The 20,422-nt window shown below is 29.7% G+C and carries 15 protein-coding genes; 12 read left to right on the top strand and 3 right to left on the bottom strand.

Annotated features, from left to right (window positions below):
* Positions 1 to 121: 121 nt before the first annotated feature.
* From LGK95_RS08445 to LGK95_RS08425, 5 genes are all read left to right on the top strand, one after another.
* Positions 122 to 1,585 carry a sensor histidine kinase gene (locus LGK95_RS08445; protein WP_226124062.1) on the top strand — a complete coding sequence of 488 codons (1,464 nt, stop codon included), beginning with the start codon at positions 122 to 124 and terminating at the stop codon, positions 1,583 to 1,585.
* 29 nt (positions 1,586 to 1,614) lie between these two features.
* On the top strand, positions 1,615 to 2,775 hold the full coding sequence (locus LGK95_RS08440) for a leucine-rich repeat domain-containing protein (protein ID WP_226124060.1): 1,161 nt from the start codon (positions 1,615 to 1,617) through the stop codon (positions 2,773 to 2,775).
* 276 nt (positions 2,776 to 3,051) lie between these two features.
* Positions 3,052 to 5,649: a M4 family metallopeptidase gene (locus LGK95_RS08435; RefSeq protein ID WP_226124058.1), complete on the top strand. Its 2,598-nt coding sequence runs from the start codon at positions 3,052 to 3,054 to the stop codon at positions 5,647 to 5,649.
* A 311-nt stretch (positions 5,650 to 5,960) separates the two neighbouring features.
* Positions 5,961 to 7,088, top strand: coding sequence for an SGNH/GDSL hydrolase family protein (locus LGK95_RS08430; protein ID WP_226124057.1), 1,128 nt, complete (start codon positions 5,961 to 5,963; stop codon positions 7,086 to 7,088).
* A gap of 77 nt (positions 7,089 to 7,165) precedes the next feature.
* Positions 7,166 to 8,140, top strand: a complete 975-nt coding sequence (locus tag LGK95_RS08425) for an LCP family protein (RefSeq protein ID WP_226124056.1) — start codon at positions 7,166 to 7,168, stop codon at positions 8,138 to 8,140.
* Positions 8,141 to 8,410: 270 nt separating this feature from the next.
* On the opposite strand, the gene LGK95_RS08420 is transcribed toward LGK95_RS08425, so the two are convergent.
* Entirely contained in the window at positions 8,411 to 9,676 is a 1,266-nt protein-coding gene (locus LGK95_RS08420) for a VanW family protein (protein WP_226124055.1), read from the bottom strand.
* A gap of 390 nt (positions 9,677 to 10,066) precedes the next feature.
* Here LGK95_RS08420 and LGK95_RS08415 point away from each other — a divergent pair, with 390 nt between their 5' ends.
* The 6 genes from LGK95_RS08415 to LGK95_RS08390 all read left to right on the top strand — a co-directional run bounded on the left by LGK95_RS08415 (position 10,067) and on the right by LGK95_RS08390 (position 16,176).
* The gene (locus LGK95_RS08415; protein WP_226124054.1) at positions 10,067 to 11,062 is read left to right on the top strand and encodes an LCP family protein; all 996 of its coding nucleotides are present in this window, start codon (positions 10,067 to 10,069) and stop codon (positions 11,060 to 11,062) included.
* Positions 11,063 to 11,240: 178 nt separating this feature from the next.
* Positions 11,241 to 11,651 carry a hypothetical protein gene (locus LGK95_RS08410; protein ID WP_226124053.1) on the top strand — a complete coding sequence of 137 codons (411 nt, stop codon included), beginning with the start codon at positions 11,241 to 11,243 and terminating at the stop codon, positions 11,649 to 11,651.
* Positions 11,652 to 11,874: 223 nt separating this feature from the next.
* Positions 11,875 to 13,182 carry a hemolysin family protein gene (locus tag LGK95_RS08405; protein WP_226124052.1) on the top strand — a complete coding sequence of 436 codons (1,308 nt, stop codon included), beginning with the start codon at positions 11,875 to 11,877 and terminating at the stop codon, positions 13,180 to 13,182.
* 165 nt (positions 13,183 to 13,347) lie between these two features.
* Complete coding sequence (locus LGK95_RS08400; protein WP_226124051.1) at positions 13,348 to 14,646, top strand: hemolysin family protein; 1,299 nt, start codon at positions 13,348 to 13,350, stop codon at positions 14,644 to 14,646.
* Positions 14,647 to 14,760: 114 nt separating this feature from the next.
* A complete protein-coding gene (locus LGK95_RS08395; protein ID WP_226124048.1) occupies positions 14,761 to 15,294 on the top strand; it encodes a GNAT family N-acetyltransferase in 534 nt (177 codons plus the stop codon).
* A 201-nt stretch (positions 15,295 to 15,495) separates the two neighbouring features.
* On the top strand, positions 15,496 to 16,176 hold the full coding sequence (locus LGK95_RS08390; protein ID WP_226124046.1) for a hypothetical protein: 681 nt from the start codon (positions 15,496 to 15,498) through the stop codon (positions 16,174 to 16,176).
* An 85-nt stretch (positions 16,177 to 16,261) separates the two neighbouring features.
* Here LGK95_RS08390 and LGK95_RS08385 read toward each other — a convergent pair whose 3' ends face one another.
* Positions 16,262 to 19,000, bottom strand: a complete 2,739-nt coding sequence (locus LGK95_RS08385; protein WP_226124044.1) for an ATP-binding protein — start codon at positions 18,998 to 19,000, stop codon at positions 16,262 to 16,264.
* A 334-nt stretch (positions 19,001 to 19,334) separates the two neighbouring features.
* On the opposite strand from LGK95_RS08385, the gene LGK95_RS08380 reads away from it, so the two are divergent.
* A complete protein-coding gene (locus LGK95_RS08380) occupies positions 19,335 to 19,850 on the top strand; it encodes a DUF6241 domain-containing protein (protein ID WP_226124042.1) in 516 nt (171 codons plus the stop codon).
* A 21-nt stretch (positions 19,851 to 19,871) separates the two neighbouring features.
* On the opposite strand, the gene LGK95_RS08375 is transcribed toward LGK95_RS08380, so the two are convergent.
* Positions 19,872 to 20,306, bottom strand: coding sequence for a hypothetical protein (locus LGK95_RS08375; protein ID WP_226124040.1), 435 nt, complete (start codon positions 20,304 to 20,306; stop codon positions 19,872 to 19,874).
* Positions 20,307 to 20,422 lie beyond the last annotated feature (116 nt).

Below are 20,422 nucleotides of genomic sequence, written 5' to 3'. Positions count from 1 at the left end.
ATTAAGGAATAGGGGATATGTTCTTTTCAGGATGTAATTTTATTAGTATATCTTTACTACAATAAGTACTTTCTATAAAATTGTAGTAGAAGTTTTTTTTAAAAAAGTGGGGATAATTGTTATGAGTAGGAGTAAAAGCAGACGAACTATGATAATGGGGTATTTTTCCATTGGATGTTTGTCATTAGTTATTGTATTATTTAGTATATATAGTTTAAATAAAGTATGTATTCAATCGGATTTTATTATAAAAAAAATACTTCCAGCAAAAATATTTTCAACGGAAATTTTAACAGCATTAATTAATCAGGAAACAGGTATCAGGGGATATATTATAACAAATAATAAAGATTTCTTAGAATCCTATTATTTGGGGAGTAAACAAATAGAAGGATATTACAATTCACTTAATAATCTAAAAAACACAGAATTAGGTATTGATACTACAAATCAACTCAATGCGCAAATGAAATCTATTCAAATATTTTATAAGCAGCAAGTAATATTAGTTTCTACTGGTAAATCAAACCAAGCAAAAGAAAATTTGATTCAAGGTAAAATTTTAGTTGATAAATTTAGAGTAACTGACAATGCACTAATAAGTAAAATTGATTTAGAGGTAAATAACTCTCGTAACAAGGTTGCAAACACTCAAATAGTTCAGAGATGTTTATTAGCTTTTTTAGGTTTTGTACTTATGTCAGGTAATCTTATATTTATTAGATATATTTATAAATATATGTATGAAGAAGTTGAGAAAAAAAATCAAGTAAACAAAGAATTACAAAGTTTACTGTTATCACACGAAGAGTTTATAGCAAACATTTCACATGAACTTAAAACACCGTTAAATGTAATTTTTTCTGCAATACAGTTATTTCAGATGTATTGCGATACTGGTTCATTAGACGCTCGGCGTGAAACATTTATAAAATATCTTGACTCAATGAAGGTGAATTCTTATAGGTTATCAAAACTTATAAATAATATAGTTGATACTTCAAAAATTCAAGCAGGTTTTTTTAAGCTAAACTTATCAAATAACAATATAGTTGAAGTTACAGAGGAAATTGTTATGTCTGTAACTGCTTTTGGTGACTGTAAAGGCTTAAACATTGTTTTTGATACGGACATAGAAGAAAAATATATTGCTTGTGATCCAGAAATTATAGAGAGAATAGTATTAAATCTTTTATCAAATGCAATAAAATTTTCAAATAAAGGTGACGAGATATTTGTAGATGTTAAGGATAAAAACGAGTACGTTGAAATATCAGTCAAAGATAATGGCATTGGCATAGAAGAAAAAAACATAAGTAAGATATTCGATAGATTTAAACAGGTAGATAAATCATTATCAAGAAATGCAGAAGGTACGGGAATTGGTTTAAGTTTAGTTAAGTCAATTGTAGAATTACAAGGTGGGAGAATATATGCGCAAAGTATTTTTGGGAAAGGAAGTAAATTTACAGTTACAATTCCTTCAGTAAAATTACTTAAGAAAGATATAATTAGTAACAAAATTAGGGATGAAGATGAAACCATACGAGTGGAACTCTCAGATGTTATTCACTTTAAGTTATAGTTTAATTATTAGTACTGGGGGATTACAAATTGAAAAATAAATTTTATATTAAATTTAAGTGGGCATACTTTTTAGTTATATCTTTATTAACTATTAGTATTTCTGGGTGTAGTTCCTTAAAAAGTGTGTCTTCAAATAATGATCCGGAACAATTAGTAAGTGTACAAGTTACGCAGAGTACAGTTATTACATTCCCAGATAAGAATTTAGAAAGATCAATAAGAGATAAAATACAATATCCGATTGGTGATATTGTAAAAGATGATGTTGATAATATAACGGACCTTCAAAACGCTCAAAACAGACAAATAAAGAATCTTTCAGGGATAGAAAATTTAACTAGCCTTGTAAGCTTAAACCTTAGTAGTAATCGAATTAGTAACATTGAACCAATAAAGGAATTAATTAACTTAACTAATTTAAATTTAGCTACTAATAGAATCAGTAATATAGAGCCTCTAAGAGGACTAACAAAACTTACTAGTTTGAATTTAAATACTAATAGGGCTAGTAACATACAATCATTAAAAGGACTGACAAAGCTTACTGATCTGGATCTGAATACTAATAAAATCAGTGACATAGAAGCGTTAAGAGGACTTACAAAGCTTACTAGCTTAAATTTAGATACTAATGAGATGAGTAACATAGAACCATTAAAAGGATTAACAAAGCTTACTGATTTGGATTTAGCATCTAACAAAATGAGCAATATAGAAGCATTAAAAGGATTAACTAATTTGACTGATTTGGATCTATCTACTAATAAAATTGATAATACAGAAACTTTAAAGGGATTAACTAAATTAGAAGAGTTGAATTTAGGTATTAATGAAGGCGAAGGCTATGTTTCAGGAAAAGACCATTTGACCCCTAGTTATTGTTCTCAGGAAAACAATTCTAATAATAATCAGAAAGAAACGGGAATTGGTAGTAAAGTTATTACACCAGATCAAAAAACAATAAATGTAAGTAAGCCTGAAGAAAGCATAGTTAGTACATCTCTGGATGAGATAACAGATGTGGATAAACAAGACCTTATTGGGGATATGTTAATACATAATGTGGATAAGACAACAAATACGCAAAGTACTGTGGATAAAATTACTACGGATAGCTCTAAAATAGAAAGTTCTACGACAACAAATTCAGATACCGATCCGATAAGCAACGTAGAACCTTTAAAATAATTAAATAAAGTTTTAGTTTACTGTATTGGGGATATTATTTTCCCCTTTATTTTTTTTCTCTTTAATAAACAGTATCAAACCTGGTAAGACTGAAATAGCTATTATAACTATCAACATATAAGAAAAATGATCTTTTATAAAAGATAGAGTACCAAAGAAGTAACCCCCCAATACAATATTACAATGAGTAAAATTTACAGTTAATTTTATATAATGCATAATTAAGGAAAGGTTATCATAGTTATACTGAGTTAAATAATAATCAGGGGTGGGAGAATGGGGAAAAATAAATGTGTCAAAAATGTTATTGCTATTTCTATTTCTTTGTTAATGGTTTTATCAAACTTTACGATGCAAAGTTATGTGGTGTCGGCGGCTACAAAGATTGATACTGGATCTAAGAATTCCTCAGATAGTGAGTTACAGAATAATCTAATAAATAATTTGAAAAAGTATAATAAAAGTAAGGTTAAGGTAGATGTGAGCAATCAAAATAATGGACAACTTTTTATATCGGGCATCTTATCAGATAAGAAATCTCCTAGCGAAAAAGAAGCATTGAAATTTTTAGAGCAAAACAAAGTAATACTTGGATTAGGAAATGTTACTAATAATTTTAAAAATGCTAAAATAACAATTGATAGTGCGGGTTATACCCATGTAAAATTACACCAATATTTATCTGGGTCACCAGTTGAGGGCAAGCAGTTAACAGTTCACTTTAACAAAGAAGGTATTATAACCTCAGTTAGTGGAAATGCAGTTCCAGGAAGTTCATCTTCTGTTTCGTCTCTTGAAAAATCTTCTAATAAGAAGATAACTGAAAGTGAGGCTATCTCAATTGCCAAAAGTCAATTCAAGATGACTGATAGTTCAACTTCTAAGGTTGAATCAGGATTAAGTTCTTCCACTAAAAATATAGAAAAATTGTTAAAGGCTCCTGCATCTATACTAAGTCTCGAACCAACAGTGAAAAAAATAGCTTTAGTTATAAACAAGAAAGTTTATGAGGTATATTCAGTAAATATAAAATATACAACCCCAACTATAGGAAATTGGAATGTTTATGTGGAAACAAGTTCAGGAAAAGTAATAGATAAGCAGAGCAATATTAGGTACTCTGATGCTCCTGCAGAAGGAACGGGTATAGGGGTAGATGGAAAAGTTAAGAAACTAAACCTAGATTTAGTTGACGGAGTAAATTATTTCATGACAGATTTGACTAAACCAATGTCAAACTCTAATAATATTACAACACTTACTGCAGACAACGGATATGGAGGTGTATTGTATAGGTATTATTCTTCTTCTAGAGCGTTTACATCGGAGTATGGTAAAGCAATTGTGGATGCACATTATAATGCTGGTATAGTATACGACTTTTACAAAAATCTCTTCAATCGAAACAGTATTGATGGAAATGGAATGCCAATATATTCTGTAGCACACTTGAGTTACTATTATAATAATGCATTTTGGGACGGTTCTGCTATGTGGTATGGTGATGGAGATGGATCGAGGTTTACTTATCTTAGTGGAGATCTTGATGTTGTAGGACATGAAATGACTCACGGAGTAACGGAGGCTAACGGTGATCTATATTATCATAACCAATCAGGAGCATTAAACGAGTCAATGTCTGACGTTTTTGGTGTTTTAATTGAGACATATAACAAATACAATGTTAAAAACAACGGTACATGGAAATTTAACGCAGCAGACTGGGTAATAGGAGATGATATTTATACACCTTATACTTCTGGGGATGCTTTAAGAAGCTTAGCAAATCCTACTCTTTATGAGCAACCGGACAATATGAGTAACTATAACAATCTTCCAGATGATGATTATAATGATAACGGAGGAGTTCATACAAATAGTGGTATAACAAATAAGGCAGCTTATTTAATAGCTAAATCTATAGGTATGGCGAAAACGGCTAAAATTTATTATAATGCATATAATTATCTTAGTTATGACATAGATTTTCAAGGGGCTGCAAATGCAATTATACAAGCAACAACAGACTTATATGGAGCGAGCAGCGCAGAAGTTACTTCAGTAAAGTCAGCTTTTATGACTGTTAAGGTTATAGCAGTACCTAAAATGTCAGTTAAGTTTAATAGTCAAGGTGGAACTGCAGTAACCAGTAAGACAACAGCGTATAACAGCACAATAACAGCGCCGAGTTCACCAACAAAAACAGGCTATACATTTGGTGGTTGGTACAAAGAAGCTGGATGCTCAAATGCATGGAATTTTGCAACTAATAAAGTAATAGCAAATACTACTTTATACGCAAAGTGGAAAGCTATTACACTTGGAATACCAACAGGTTTAAAAGCAGCATCATCTTCATACAATAGCATTAATATTAGCTGGAATGGTGTAAATGGAGCCAGTAGATATGAAGTTTACAAATCAACGTCCAGTAAGGGTAAATACAATTTAATATCAACGATTACTGCAAGAAATTATAACAATACTGGACTTACAACAAATAGTACTTACTACTATAAAGTTAGAGCATATAGGATGGTTGGAACTGTTAAAGTTTACAGTTATCTATCATCAATAGTAAGCTCAAAGCCAGTACCGGCAGCAACAACAAATGTTAAAGCGACTCGTACTAGTTCTAAAAGTATTAAAGTTACTTGGAAATCCACACCTGGAGCAAGTGGTTATGAAGTATTTAGAGCTACTTCAAGTGGAGGGAAATATAGCATGTTATCTAGAATGACAAGTTCGTACTATACAAATTCGAGTTTGGTAAGAGGTAGAACTTATTACTATAAAGTTAGGTCATACCGAAATGTTGGAAAAGCAAGAGTGTACGGAAATTATTGGAGTAATATAGTACATGCAAAACCATAAATGATATACATGATTAATATAGGGTAGTATTAATAATTTTAATGACTATTATAACCACTAAACTGATATTATTATTTTCAGTTTAGTGGTTTTTATGGTGAAAAAGTAGTATCTCATACTTCACACAATGATTAGTTATTGATTTGGGTAGTTCTTGTTTTATTATATATTTGTTGTGAAAAGACTCATGTTAGTATGATATTAACCCATAATACGATAAATATTACAAATTCTTCGGAAAATAATAGTAAATTAGTAAAAAAAACAGTATAATTGCTTGTAGGTATTTTGTATTTAAGGGGAGATAGAATATGAAGAAAATTTTAGTAACTTTATCTATACTTTTAATTATGGTGGCAATTTATGGAATTGGAGTTGGCGTAACTCGTGAAAAGAATAATGAAAAAAGACTTACGGCAATTGCACAACAGCACAGAGAGGAAGGACAGATTGAGGATGAAGTAGCGTCAAATATGAATGTTTACGAGGATCTTACGCAAAAACAAGACATAAATGCTTTGGTAATAGGAGACAGTATAGGCCAAAGTAATGGTTCATCTAGTGATAATGCCAAGTGGTATAATCTAATAGCAAAAGATGTTAAAACCAAATATAAATCAACAATAACAACGGATTTAATTACAGGCGGGGGTACTACAGGAATACGTGCCTGGGTTGAGTTAAATAATGATAAGGCGACAAAACAATATGACGTAGCATATATGTGTTTCGGACAAAAGGATCAATGGAGTATGACTCCTGAACAATTTGGAATTTTCTACGAAGGTATTATAATCAAACTTAAAAAAACGAATCCAAACATAGAAATAATACCAATCATAGAAAGTTCGTTTAGAGAACATAATAATTATTCAAAGGTTATAGAAGAATTATCAAAGCATTATAATCTTCAAGTTGCAGATACTATACTTACATTTATTGGGGCATCAGAGTCATATGAAAACTTAACAACAGATGTAGAAATTCCTAATGACAAAGGATATAGTTACTATGCAAAAACAGTTGAAAAAGTTATTGATGATAATTATAAGGCTAAGAAAAAAACAAATATTAAATATAATGTTTTATACAAGGATACTAGTAAATTAAATGCATTTATTTTTAATAAAACTCCGAACTTAAATAATGGATTTACTATAAATGATGAGATAGTTGGGGACAAGCTTACGAGTTCTTTAACGTTTAATACAACTAATAGTTTAGCAATTATACATTATTTACGTCAACCAAATGGTGGAAAATTCAATGTATATTTAGATGGTAATCTTGTAAAAGAAATAGATACTAATTCAACTTATACAGCAAGTTATTCAGAATTAATATCTGAGAATTTAGTAGGACAACACAAAATTAAAATTCAAGTAACATCTGTAAATAAAGGTGGGACAGTTAAAATTTTAGGACTCGCAACAAATTAAGTATATTTATAGTTACATGGGTAAATAGGGGGATTAAAAACTTTAGGGTTAATTATGTTATTTGGGGAGATGTAAACATGAAACGATGGAAGAAAATTGTCTTAAGTTTATTTGTTATTTGTGTATTAGTTGTTGGGGGTGGATTTGGTTACGCATTTTATCAGCTTAGTAAAATGAGCACTACAAAGATATCAAAGACTGATGCTGATTTGGGTATAAAAAGTACAGCAATTACAAAAGTAGAACAGAGTACTGATATAACAAATGTTGCTTTATTTGGTGTAGATAGAAGAAATAAGAGTGATGCAGGTCGTTCTGATTCTATGATAGTTTTATCAATAGATCAAAAGCATAAGAAAATAAAAATGTCTTCTTTAATGAGAGATTTTTATGTATCAGTAGATGGTCACGGTCAAACAAAACTTACACATGCATATGCTTACGGTGGACCACAGCTCGCTATAAAAACTATTAATGAAAATTTTAATTTAGATATTAGAGATTATGTTACAGTTGATTTTTATGATCTTGAAAAGTTAATAGATGCACTTGGTGGAGTAAAAATAAACGTAGAGCAAGATGAAGTTTCTTTAATAAATAGCTATATGAGTGAAACTGCTAGAATTGAGAAAAAATCATTCACTAAAGTTACAGGTGCTGGGCCACAAAATTTAAGTGGAATTCAAGCTGTTGCGTATTCAAGAATACGTTATACTTCTGGTGATGATTTTAAAAGAACTGAAAGACAAAGAACAGTACTTACAGGTATGTTTACAAAAATTCAGTCAGTAGAGGCATCAGAATTTCCATCAGTTGTTTCTAACCTCCTACCATTTACTGAGACAAGCATGAATAGTATAGATATAATGAAGCTTGGTACAAAAGTGATTGCATCTAAGTCAACAACCTCCGATCAGGCAAGATTTCCTGTAGATGGATATTGGGAGGGTAAGATGATGAGTGGTGTATGGTATTTAGTTGCTGACATGAAGGCTACTGTAAACCAACTTCATAAATATATATATGACGATATAAAACCTGTGGCTAAATAAAAAATTATAAATTAATACAAATATATACTAAAAAGGGATCGCTTATATAGCGATTTCTTTTTTTAGTTATCCATTCCACCGTTTGCCTTTGTCATATGTAATCCCAAATTGATCCAAAACCTTCATAACATGATGGTTTATTATAAAATTCGCTTGTAACGCCAATTACAAATTCCAATTTTATCACTCCTCTTAGACAATTAATTTACTTAAACAAAAAACATACCTCAACTAATTAGTTAAGATATGTTTAGTTATTATTAAGTTTTATTATACAACGCTATCGGTATAAAGCAAAACTCTTGATGTTTGGTTACCACTGGTTGTTATTCTATATACATGTACGTGACTTCCTACTACGTCATTAATTATTTCATAGTGTTTATTGTTAAGAGCTGCATTTGAGTAGATGCTAAATGTTAAAGTTTTGTTTTGTGATGAAGATTCTATATATATTGGATATGAATACGTATTTTTAAATCTATAATCTAGAAGTCCGTAAGCAACTGTAGCGTCTAGTCCTCTACCAATATAAGTAGAACGCAAAGTGTGCGCATATCTTTCCCTAGAAACTATATCAGTTCTAAGCATTGCATTATAGAGTGTTGTTGAGACTTGGCAAGTGCCTCCACCTATATCAGGTACATCTTGATTATTTATAATTCCTATTGACATTTTATATCCATTGGCAATAGATCGTGCGCCTACAACATCATTAAAGCTAAAAATTTCTCCTGGCATAACTACATGCCCATTTACTTTGCTCGAAGCAATTATAATATTTGTTGATCGATTATAATTTGAAGTGCCAAAGTTAGTAGTATAACTAGATATTACTGTATTTATACCTGTTAAATCACTTCCTTTAACTTTAGGTGCTACACTTATGAGCTTTGGTTGGCTTAATAAGTTTTCTTCTGAATCAAGATTATTAATCTTACTCTGTATATCTTTTTTCAAACTTGCAGAATCAATACTACGACCATTTGCTTCTTTGGTAACAACTAGTGCCCCGGAATTGTTTCTAATAATAGTAGCATTTATTGCTTTTTTACTAACATCTTTAACAATATTTTTAAGAACTGTGTCTACAGGACCATAATTGTATGAATGCGATAGTACGAATTTTTTCTTGCCAGGGGATGCTATAGCAAAATATTTTTGTAATATATTACCTTGTTTGCCAATAGCATAAGCTTTATCAACAATTGCACTATAATTATATTTCATTTCAAGTTTAGAGGCATCAATTGTATATTGTTTCCCATTAACCTTTATTGTTATATTTTTTTTAGCAATTATATTATTATGTTTTTGTATAATAGCTTTTGTAGCTTCCGCCTTAGTTTGACCACTTAAATTTATGTCCTCTATCCACACCTTTGGATATATCTTAGTTTCGTATTTTGATACAGTAGAATACATAATAATTCCTTGAACTACCACTAGTAATCCTACTACTCCTGCTATTATTTTCGCAGGTTTTAGCTTCTTTTTCTTTTGCTTTTCTGGTTCTATAACCACGTCTAACCCCATGTTTTCTGCCCCTTTTCATTTAATCAATATTAACAATTTTTCATATATATTTTTATATGGAATATATATCTACAATAATAAAACTATTGCAGAAATTTTACAATAGATTTGCTTAATTATGTTAAATAAAACATATTCTAAATTCTGCAGTATTTTTAATATAGTTTAATAAAATTTAATTAAAAATTAAAATTAATTTTCTTAGGTAAATTGCTTACTTTTAAATAGATTTGGACATTTATACCATGTAAAACGATCCATTTGAAAGTATTTATATTTATTGCATAAAGAAGGAAAAAAAGATATAATATGCATAATGGAATGAGAAATTAAGTGTTTTAGAAGTTATTATAGAGATTCTAATACAACTTAAGGTGGAAGGGTGAAAACATGAGAAAGAAAAAAAAAATTAAAAAGGTTGTTTTAAGCGTAATTATTCTTGGGGCACTAGTTTTGGGGGGAGCCCTTAGTTATACATTTTATCAACTTAGTAAAATAAAAACAGTGAAAATATCAGGATCTAATGAGGATTTAGGAATTAGTTCTACAGTATCATCTACTAAGGATAGTACAAATGGTATAACAAATATTGCTTTGTTTGGTGTGGATAGAAGAAACAAGGATGAACCAGGTCGTTCAGATTCTATAATGGTACTTTCTATAGATACAAAAAACAAGAAAATTAAAATGTCTTCTATTATGAGAGACACATATGCAGGAATAAAAGGTCATGGTCAAACAAAGATTACCCATGCATATGCTTATGGTGGACCACAACTTGCCATAAGAACTATTAATGAGAATTTTAACTTGGATATTAGAAATTATGTTACAGTTGATTTTTTTGACCTTGAAAAGATAGTAGATTCCATTCGCGGAGTAACAGTGGATGTCGACCAAAATGAAATCAGTTTAATGAATGGTTATATTGATGAAACTGCAAAAATCGAGGATAAAGCAGTAACTCATGTGACAAGTTCGGGACCACAAACTTTAAATGGTCTTCAGGCTGTAGCATATGCACGAGTACGTTATACTGCCGGAGGAGATTTTAAGAGAACTGAAAGGCAAAGAACAGTATTAACAGCAATGCTTACAAAAATTCAGTCTTTGGGGGCAACAAAGTTTCCATCCGTTGTTTCTAAACTTATTCCACTTACTGAGACAAGCATAAGTAATGTAGACATATTAAAGCTTGGCACCAAGGTAATTACTTCAAAATCAACAACCTTAGTTCAAGAAAGATTTCCAGTAGACGGATATTGCTGGGGTAAAACAATAGATGGAGTGTGGTATTTGGTTACTGACATGAAGACATCTATAAACCAAATTCATGACTTTATTTACGAAGATATAAAGCCAATCCCTACAACTCCACAGATTTAATGAAGAAAACTACTGAAATATATTCAGTAGTTTTCTTTGAGTTTAACCTTGTGAAGTTTACACTATTATTTTCAAACTATTAGAATTAGAGTGTTGTAAATATAAGAAATTTTTGATATGATATATATACTATTTTACAGAAAAACAAATCGAACAAGTGAAGGGGTTAGGGAAATATATGATTAATATATTAAACGTTGGTATTGTAATTATTAATAAACTACATGATTTTCTTACTGCTTTTTTTGACAGCTTTGGTGTAGTATTTACTGATAAGCAGCTTCATTTTATTATAATAGGTGTACTTGGAATGATCATATATTTGGTGGTTGATAAGTTATTTAAGGCGCTTTCAAAATATAGCATTTCTGTCTTATCCTTTATATATACAATAACTGTGCTTATCGTTATCGTTTTTGGTATTGAAATCGAGCAGAAAATCACTGGAAGTGGGCATATGGAATTTTCAGATATTGTAGCAGGACTATGGGGATTTTCAGCATTTTTTATTGCTTACTTAATAATATATATTTTGATATCTATTATTAAGAATACTATAAAAAAAATACACAAAAATAAGCACTTTTAATCATAATATAAAAATAATATAAAAACAATATAAAAATATTACAAAGAAAATATAAAAAAAGTTCGTAAATAATATAAAAACAATATAAAAGTAACAAATATTAGTAATTATATATAATATATAGATATAATTTCAAATTATTTTTCATAATATCAATAAAGTAATTAACTTTTGTGATATTATTAGAAGAGTAAATGTTTTTATTTAAGAGGAGGAATTTTTAATGGATTCAGACCCCGCGCCCAACGATATAATGGTGCAACTAATACTAATTGTTATTTTAACACTGATAAATGCATTCTTTGCATCAGCAGAAATGGCAATAGTATCGCTTAACAAAAATAAGATTAAGACGCTTGCCGAATCGGGCAATAAAAAAGCTTTGTTACTCGCAAAACTTATTAAGGAACCAACAAAATTTCTATCGACTATTAGAATTGGAATAACTCTAGCTGGATTTTTATCTAGTGCAATAGCTGCTACTACTATATCTAATTATTTAGGAGGTTACTTAAAAAATTTAAGTGTGCCTTATAGTCGACAATTCGCATTAGTTGGTATAACTATTGTTTTATCTTTTATAACGCTTGTGTTTGGTGAATTATTTCCAAAACGTATAGGTTATCAAAAATCAGAAGCTATAGCAATGTTTTCAGTAAAACCCATTTTCTATGTATCTAAGGTGGTTGCTCCTTTCGCAATTTTACTTTCAGCATCCACTAATATGCTAGTTAAGATTACTGGCCTTGATAGTTGTAAGGTAGAAGAAAAGTTATCAAAAGAGGAAATAATATCAATTATAGAAGTAGGACAAAAACACGGTATTATAAACGAAACTGAAAAAAAGATGATAAATAACATTATTGACTTTGATGATAAATCAGCTGAGGAAGTTATGACTCCAAGAACAGATGTATTTTTAATTGATGTTAATGAACCTGTCACTGAGTTTTTAGATGAATTATTAGAAGAAAAGTATTCAAGAGTACCGGTTTATGATGATGATGTTGATAATATCATAGGAGTACTTTATATGAAAGATTTTATAATCGAGGCACGAAAGAATGGTTTTGAAAATGTAGATATAAAGAATATATTACATTTGCCTTATTTTGTTTATGAAAGTAAAAATATAGATGAATTATTTAAAGACTTACAAAGATCTAAAAATCATATGGCTTTACTTATAGATGAGTATGGTGGATTTTCAGGAATAGTTACTATAGAAGACCTTGTTGAAGAAGTCATGGGAAATATTGAAGATGAATATGATGATGACGAACCTGATATAAGAAAAGTTGATAATAATACTTATATAGTGAGCGGATTACTTTCTTTAGACGAATTAAATGACAATCTAGATTTAAATTTGTTCTCAAAAAATTACAATACAATAGGAGGATTTTTAATTAGTCTTATGGGATGTATTCCAAAGATAAATGAAAATAAAACTATTGAGTATGGTGATGTGATATTCAAAATAGAGGAAGTTAAACAAAGAAGAATAGAAAGAATAAAAATATGTATATAAAAGATGCTCTACTTCAAAGGTAGAGCATTTTTATGCATATGTTTATATTTATTGGTACATTTGATATTATGCAAAAATAAAAAGTATGTTATGATATATTATAGTGATAAGTGTGGATAATACTAAATGAAGAATAGATATGCTTAATTGGAAGGGGCTTTACAATTGATTACTTTTATTAACATCATTATTGTACTTTTACTTGTATTTATGAATGCTTTTTTTGTTGCTACAGAATTTGCAATGGTAAAGGTAAGAAAATCTAGAATAGAAACATTAGTACATGAAGGTGCTCCAAATGTAAAATACACTTCAAAGGTAGTTAAAAATTTAAATTCATACTTGTCTGCATGTCAGCTAGGTATAACTTTAGCGTCGCTTGGACTAGGATGGGTAGGAGAACCAGCTGTTGCAGATATGCTATCTCCACTATTTGGCTTATTTAATCTTCAAGAAAGTGCTATACACTCAATTTCATTTATCGTGGGATTTTCTATTATAACGGGTTTTCATATTGTATTTGGTGAATTAGTTCCTAAATCCCTAGCAATTATAAATACAGAGAAGATAGCAATGTATACAGCGCTACCACTTGTAATATTCTATAATATAACGTTCCCAATAATGTGGGCATTTAACCATAGTACTAGTTTAGTTTTAAAGGTTTTTGGTGTGTCACTAGTTGATGAACACGAAGTTGCGCATACTGATGAAGAAATAAAGTTATTGGTTGAAGAGAGTTATAAATATGGACTAATAGATAAAACTGAGTTAACATTTATAGATAATATATTCGATTTTTCTGAGAAAACAGTAAAAGAAATAATGATACCAAGAACTGATATGAATTGTATTTACGTTGAGGATTCGTTTGAAGATGTTATTGCATTTACTATAGATCAGCAACATACAAGGTATCCAGTATGTAAAGATAATAAGGATAATGTTATCGGGTTTATACACATTAAGGATTTGTATAAACAGAAAATCCAAGGTAATAGTGAAAATATAGCAGATATTATTCGTGAAATTAAATTTGTTCCAGAGTCACTTTCTATAAGTGAATTGCTAAAAGTATTCAAGATAGAAAAAATGCAAATGGCTATAATTATTGATGAATATGGTGGAACATTTGGACTCGTAACCGTTCAGGATATTTTAGAAGAAATCGTTGGCGAAATCCAGGATGAGTTTGATGAAGAAGGAAATGAAATTATTAAGACCGAAGATGGTAGCTACCTTGTAGATGGAAAAGTTCTTATTGAGGATGCCATTGAATTATTAGATATAGAAATAGAGTCTGAAAATATAGATACAATTGGCGGATGGATTTATTCACAGTTGAAGTCTTATCCAAAAATTTACGATAAAGTTGTATATGAGAAGTACGAATTTATTATACTAAAGTGTGATAGTAAAAGAATAAGCAAGGTACTAATTAAAAAAATAGTAAAGAAAGATTAATCGTTTTATTGGTTATTACTTTTAACACATTCTTAACAATCCAATAGGATGTTTTTTGATACAATAATATGACTAGTTAATTTATAAATTAATATGATATTGGGGGGTAGATACATGGAAAACATGTTCTTTGAAGTTAGAAGGGCTGCTAAAAGCGATATTGAAGAAATACGAATACTTTCAAAAAAATCTTTTGATATGTATGCCAAGAGTGCATCAATTGCAGGGTTGGTTGTGCCTTTTGAGGAAACATACGATGATGTATTAATGGCAGTAGAGAATACTAATGTTTTTGTAGCTTTATTTAACAATGAAATTATTGGTTCTGTTCGAATAGAAATTAAAACGGATAATACTGCTTATTTAACTAGATTTGGTGTTTCAGAAGACCACCAAAACAATGGTATTGGGAAGATACTCATGAATGCAGTTGATAACTTAATGGAAGAATTAAATGTTCATTATTTATATCTTCATACTTCATCAAGAATGTTCTCACTTATAAGATTTTATTATGGAAGACATTTTTATATTAAATCAACAAACAATGATAGGGGATATATTAGAGCATTGTTATGTAAGGAATATGAAGTAGATGCGATTGAAAATACCGTAGATAATTTAGATTGTGACAGTGTTGTAGTTTAAAAATATTATATAGTTATAATATATAGATAGATGTAGATATAGTTAGTGTTTAAAGATATGTTAAAATATTTATGTGAAACAAAGATCGATTACTGTTAGGTATTCGATTTTTAATTTTAGTATGATTAATACATAATTAATGGTAACAAAACATTGAACTTCCGAATAATATGGATAGTAAATATTATTTTGGAGGTACTTATGTATTACTACCCTTGTAGAAATTGTGATAAGATGGAAAAATGTAAGTCGATGATGAATATGCCAATGATGAATATGCCAATGATGAATATGCCAATGATGAATATGCCAATGATGAATATGCCAATGATGGATATGCCAATGATGGATATGCCAATGATGGATAAGCCAATGATGGATAAGCCGATGATGGATAAGCCAATGATGGATAAGCCAATGATGGATAAGCCGATGATGGATAACCCAATGATGAATATGCCGATGATGGATATGCCAATGATGGATATGTCAATGCCAATGATGCCAATGATGCCAATGATGCCAATGATGCCATGCATGGATAATGAAGAAGATTTAAAATCCATGTATCCTAGGATTTATATTAGAATGTATCCTATGGTAAAACTTCATTGTGATATGATGGAAGCTAAGCACGGGCATAGACATTGCCCTAGCGAGATTGATATGGAGCGTATGTGTAAAGATATAGCTGACAAATGCGAGGAGCATCATAGAGGCGATGAAATAGAAGATTATGATGAGAATGAAGATAATGATACAAGGCAAAGACGTCGCTATGGCAGAAGACGTGGATTTCAGGATCTTGCAAGAATCTTAATTGTTAGGAACTTACTTAGGAGAAGAAGAAGAAGAAGATATGATCACGGATATTATAGATAAAACGAAAACTAAATATATATAAAATCCATGTGAGAAACAAGCATGATTATGCTTGTTTCTTATTTTGTTACTTGGGGTAGTAAGATTAAACATCTGAAAGTTCTACTAGTATGTTTTGATTACCACTTCTGACCTCACTATTATATAAGTTATCCTCATTAAGTACCTTAATTGATGGAAGTGTAAATGTGAATTTACTACCTTTACCAAATTCACTTTCAACATGTATAGTACCACCATGTAATTCTACAATTGATTTAACTAAACTTAAACCGATACCTGTACCTTCAGCATTTCTCGATAACGATTTGTCTACCTGCTTAAATCTATCAAATATCATATTCAAATATTTGTATTCAATACCAATGCCGTTGTCTTCAACTGATATTTCCACGAATTTACCTTTATCCTTTACAGTTACAAGTATTTCATCACCCACATCTGTAAATTTTATAGCATTCGATATAAGATTTAAAACTACTCTTTCTACTTTTTCAGGGTCACAAGCAATAATTTTTTCTTCTATATTTGTATCAAAAGTAATATTTAAGCCTTTACTGTCAGTAAAATTAGTTACGGACGTCACTATTTCTTCTACATATTCAACTATGTTTTTGTTTGATAAGTTCAATTTAAAGAATCCTGCTTCAATTTTAGATAAATCAACTATGTTGTTAATCATTTTAGATAATCTATATGAATTTTGCTTAATTGATTCTATATATTTAATAATTGAGTCCTTATTTTTATCTAGGGATCCTTTAGTACAATACACATTAAATAATTGAGCTGTTGCAAATATAACATTTAGTGGCGTTTTAAGTTCATGTGATATATTAACGAGAAATTCTCCCTGTAATTGTAGAGCTTTTTCCATTTCTATATTACATGTTATCTCACGCGTAACATCTATTATTAAAATTAATAGCTCCTGGGCTTTTCCATTTACTTCACCAACGGGTTCAAAAATAATATTCCAATATACCTGTTTCTCGTTAATCCAATAGGTTTTTTTATTTAAATGCTTAGTTTTATTTTCTTTTAAGGTTTCAACGATAAACTGATAACATTCACTTGTTTTAAAATTATCATATAAATCTTTAATGTTAGTATTTCTTATTTGATCAAGTGATTTAACATCTGGCCTGATTAACTTAAGGATATTAAATGCTTTTTTATTAATATTTACAATGCTCAAATCTGGACATGATAATCTGACAACAGGTAAATCAAAAGTATCTATAATTCTGTTCAAAATTTGAAAACGGCTATTTATAGCTTCTTCACGCTTATAATAGCCTGTCATATCTCTACTACAAAGTACACCTAAAGAAAAGTTTCCTTCGCTATCATAGATAGGTGTACCACTAACATCTACATCAAATGTTTTATTAGGGAAACTTACTGTCATTCTCATATTTGTAATCTTTTCACCTCTCATAATTCTATGAGTGGCAGTATTTTCTAAGGCCAATCTATCTCCATTCATATTATAAAGTCTTGAGTAGTTATACCAATCATCAATATTTTCAATGTTTTTGCTATATGGGTAAAACATTTCTCTTTCTGATTTATTAAATAATGTGTAATTACCTTTTTTATCAAATAGTGTAATACCATCAGCTATATTTTCTATAATATCTTCTAATTCCTTTTTACAATTATCTATTATTTTAGATTGCTTAATTGTCTGCGTAATGTCATGGAAGCATGTTACTACCATAGATAGATTTCCAAAAGCATCATATACTGGGATAGAACTAATTTCAACGAAATACTCTTTTTCAGGATGTACTATAAGCAGTTGAAGATTCTTTACTATTTCACCTTTTAAAGCCCTAACAGATGGAAAATCTTCATAAAATATCTCATTGCCTTTCATGTCGAATATCTTAGTGGTTTTAAGTGCGTCATATAAATAACTTCCTATGTCGTTTTTATACACTAATCTCTTTGCTTCTGGATTTACCATTAAAAATTTGCCTTTGTTGTCCACAAAAAGTACACCCTCAGATAAATTTTCAAGTACATTAATTAAACGCGTGTTTTGTTGTTCTAATTGCATATTTTGACTCTCTAATTGTTTTTTTTGCTGCTGTATTATCTTATTTTGAACTTCTATATTTTCATTACTCAAAACACTTTGAGTAACATCGGTAATATATACAAAAATGTATTTTATTTTTTTATTTTCAAATATAGGTGATATAATACATTCCCAGTAAGTTATACCTTTTGAAGATTTCTCATATTTCAAATCTTTTATATAACTAGTCTTTTGAGTTTCAAGAACGGTGTCAAAAATTGCTTTGGAATTACTTCCTGCAAAATCTGTTATAGTGTCTGCGATTGGGTTACCTAGAATATTTTGACTATTACTGAAAGGAAAATCTTGAAAATTAAGATATTCTTGATTAGCTTTAAGTAATATCATATTGTTGACATCGTAAATAGCTACACCAGATTTGTTATTTAAAAATGCTTCATTTATAAAAGTGAGTTTGTCACTAAGTCTAGAATTTAATTTTTCTACAAAAGTATATTTTTTTTCATCTGTTTTATTATTATTTACAAGTGATATATCCACTTCTATAACTTCAAGGGATTTGGTAAATATATATCCTGAGCAATTGCCACTTATATTATCAAGGGAGAATTGCGAATTGATTTTTAGAGCTTGTCCTAATTCGTAGAGTGATTTTCCTAATAAGTCATCTATTACATACCCTGTAAAATCAAGAAATTCATTACTAACCTCTGATATAATGTTAGCACATGAACAAAAATATGGTTCTATGATCCTGTTGTTTATTGTATTAGACATTAAATTACCCCCGTTTTTTAACAAGTACATGTTTAAATATAACCGTTATAAAATAAGCACAATACAAAATAGATGTAAAGTGTGCTTATTTTTACATCTTACCATAATTTACATTACAATAGTATAATTAATGCTAAGTTGTTAGTATTTTATGAACTTTTATGCTGTTATATACTAAACTTATGAGAAACAACTCAATTCATAAATATTAACCTTTACAAAATAAATATTGGAATATTATAACATTTATGTTATAATATTAATATTCCATATTATAACAAATGGAAGAGGTTGAACCATATAATAGCTCATATATTTAAAGGGGGAGAATCGAATGATAAAGTATAGATTACAAGGAAAGTGGCTTGTAGTAAGTAGTATAGCATTAGTTATTGCAATAATGGGAGCAGGCGGATATTATTCACAACATAAATTAGATAAGCAGGGAAGCCCAAAGGTTGTACAAGCTGTTCAGATTAAAAAAGATCCAGTTATAAAAGATTCGGTTAAAAAAGATTCAACTAAAAAAGTGGTTGCGATAAAACAAAATTCTTCTACAGAAGGAATTAGCGATTCAGAACTAGCTGTTTATAATACAATGCATAAAATGATAAATACTAAAATTGTAGCAGAAGACGGAAAAATATGGGGGGAAGATGTAATAACCACTGATAAGTGTAATGAACTAGTTAATGAAATTACAGATAGTGCATATCCTGACAAGGTTACTTTGTTACAATTTCTTTCTAGGTGGAAAGATAATAATTTTGCTAGTGGTGTTAATGAGCATAATTACCTATGGGATGAACTTAATGGAACGATAGGTAAGGCGAAATCTCTTAGACCATAGAAGCGCCTAGAAACTAGGTAACTAGTGGTATTCTAAATGTATGACATTAGCAAAGCCATTGCCGTAGAGAATAACAAAACTCTTAGGTACATATATAAATACTAATTTTTCATTATCTTTTGTTTGCTTAGTAGTAACTACACTCCACTTTGATACAGGACCATGCTCTGAAACATCGGTGTTAACTCCACTGTCAGCATACGGTTTATAGTGAATGGCATTTTCAGGAACCCAGAAGAATACTCTAAAATGAGGCCAATTATCTTTTCCAATTATATAATCATAATGAGGTATTCCTCGTTTCTCATTCTGTAAACGTTTGGATAGGGTCGTAATTGATATTGAATCCTTTGGTTTATTGACTAGAGGTATTAAAGCTGAAGGTATAAAAGACATACAAACTAATATTATAAGAGGTAATATTAATATTTTCAATGAAACTCTTTTATGATCCATAACAACATCTCCACAAATTTTCATGATTTATTTCCAATAGTAGTTTTAGTATGGTAATAAATACACTAATGTATGCATACATTAATTGTATAAGCATATGTTAATTGTAGAGAAAT

Source organism: Clostridium algoriphilum (assembly GCF_020443705.1).
GTDB classification, from domain to species: domain Bacteria; phylum Bacillota; class Clostridia; order Clostridiales; family Clostridiaceae; genus Clostridium_AD; species Clostridium_AD algoriphilum.
The sequence above is the reverse complement of the archived record's forward strand: the minus strand, read 5'-3'. Positions and strand labels throughout refer to the sequence as shown.

Excerpts from the sequence above, each read along its gene's own strand:
- LGK95_RS08445 (WP_226124062.1), top strand. The coding sequence starts at position 122 with ATGAGTAGGAGTAAAAGCAGACGAACTATGATAATGGGGTATTTTTCC.
- LGK95_RS08435 (WP_226124058.1), top strand. The coding sequence starts at position 3,052 with ATGGGGAAAAATAAATGTGTCAAAAATGTTATTGCTATTTCTATTTCT.
- LGK95_RS08430 (WP_226124057.1), top strand. The coding sequence starts at position 5,961 with ATGAAGAAAATTTTAGTAACTTTATCTATACTTTTAATTATGGTGGCA.
- LGK95_RS08425 (WP_226124056.1), top strand. The coding sequence starts at position 7,166 with ATGAAACGATGGAAGAAAATTGTCTTAAGTTTATTTGTTATTTGTGTA.
- LGK95_RS08420 (WP_226124055.1), bottom strand. The coding sequence starts at position 9,676 with ATGGGGTTAGACGTGGTTATAGAACCAGAAAAGCAAAAGAAAAAGAAG.
- LGK95_RS08415 (WP_226124054.1), top strand. The coding sequence starts at position 10,067 with ATGAGAAAGAAAAAAAAAATTAAAAAGGTTGTTTTAAGCGTAATTATT.
- LGK95_RS08410 (WP_226124053.1), top strand. The coding sequence starts at position 11,241 with ATGATTAATATATTAAACGTTGGTATTGTAATTATTAATAAACTACAT.
- LGK95_RS08405 (WP_226124052.1), top strand. The coding sequence starts at position 11,875 with ATGGATTCAGACCCCGCGCCCAACGATATAATGGTGCAACTAATACTA.
- LGK95_RS08395 (WP_226124048.1), top strand. The coding sequence starts at position 14,761 with ATGGAAAACATGTTCTTTGAAGTTAGAAGGGCTGCTAAAAGCGATATT.
- LGK95_RS08390 (WP_226124046.1), top strand. The coding sequence starts at position 15,496 with ATGTATTACTACCCTTGTAGAAATTGTGATAAGATGGAAAAATGTAAG.
- LGK95_RS08385 (WP_226124044.1), bottom strand. The coding sequence starts at position 19,000 with ATGTCTAATACAATAAACAACAGGATCATAGAACCATATTTTTGTTCA.
- LGK95_RS08380 (WP_226124042.1), top strand. The coding sequence starts at position 19,335 with ATGATAAAGTATAGATTACAAGGAAAGTGGCTTGTAGTAAGTAGTATA.
- LGK95_RS08375 (WP_226124040.1), bottom strand. The coding sequence starts at position 20,306 with ATGGATCATAAAAGAGTTTCATTGAAAATATTAATATTACCTCTTATA.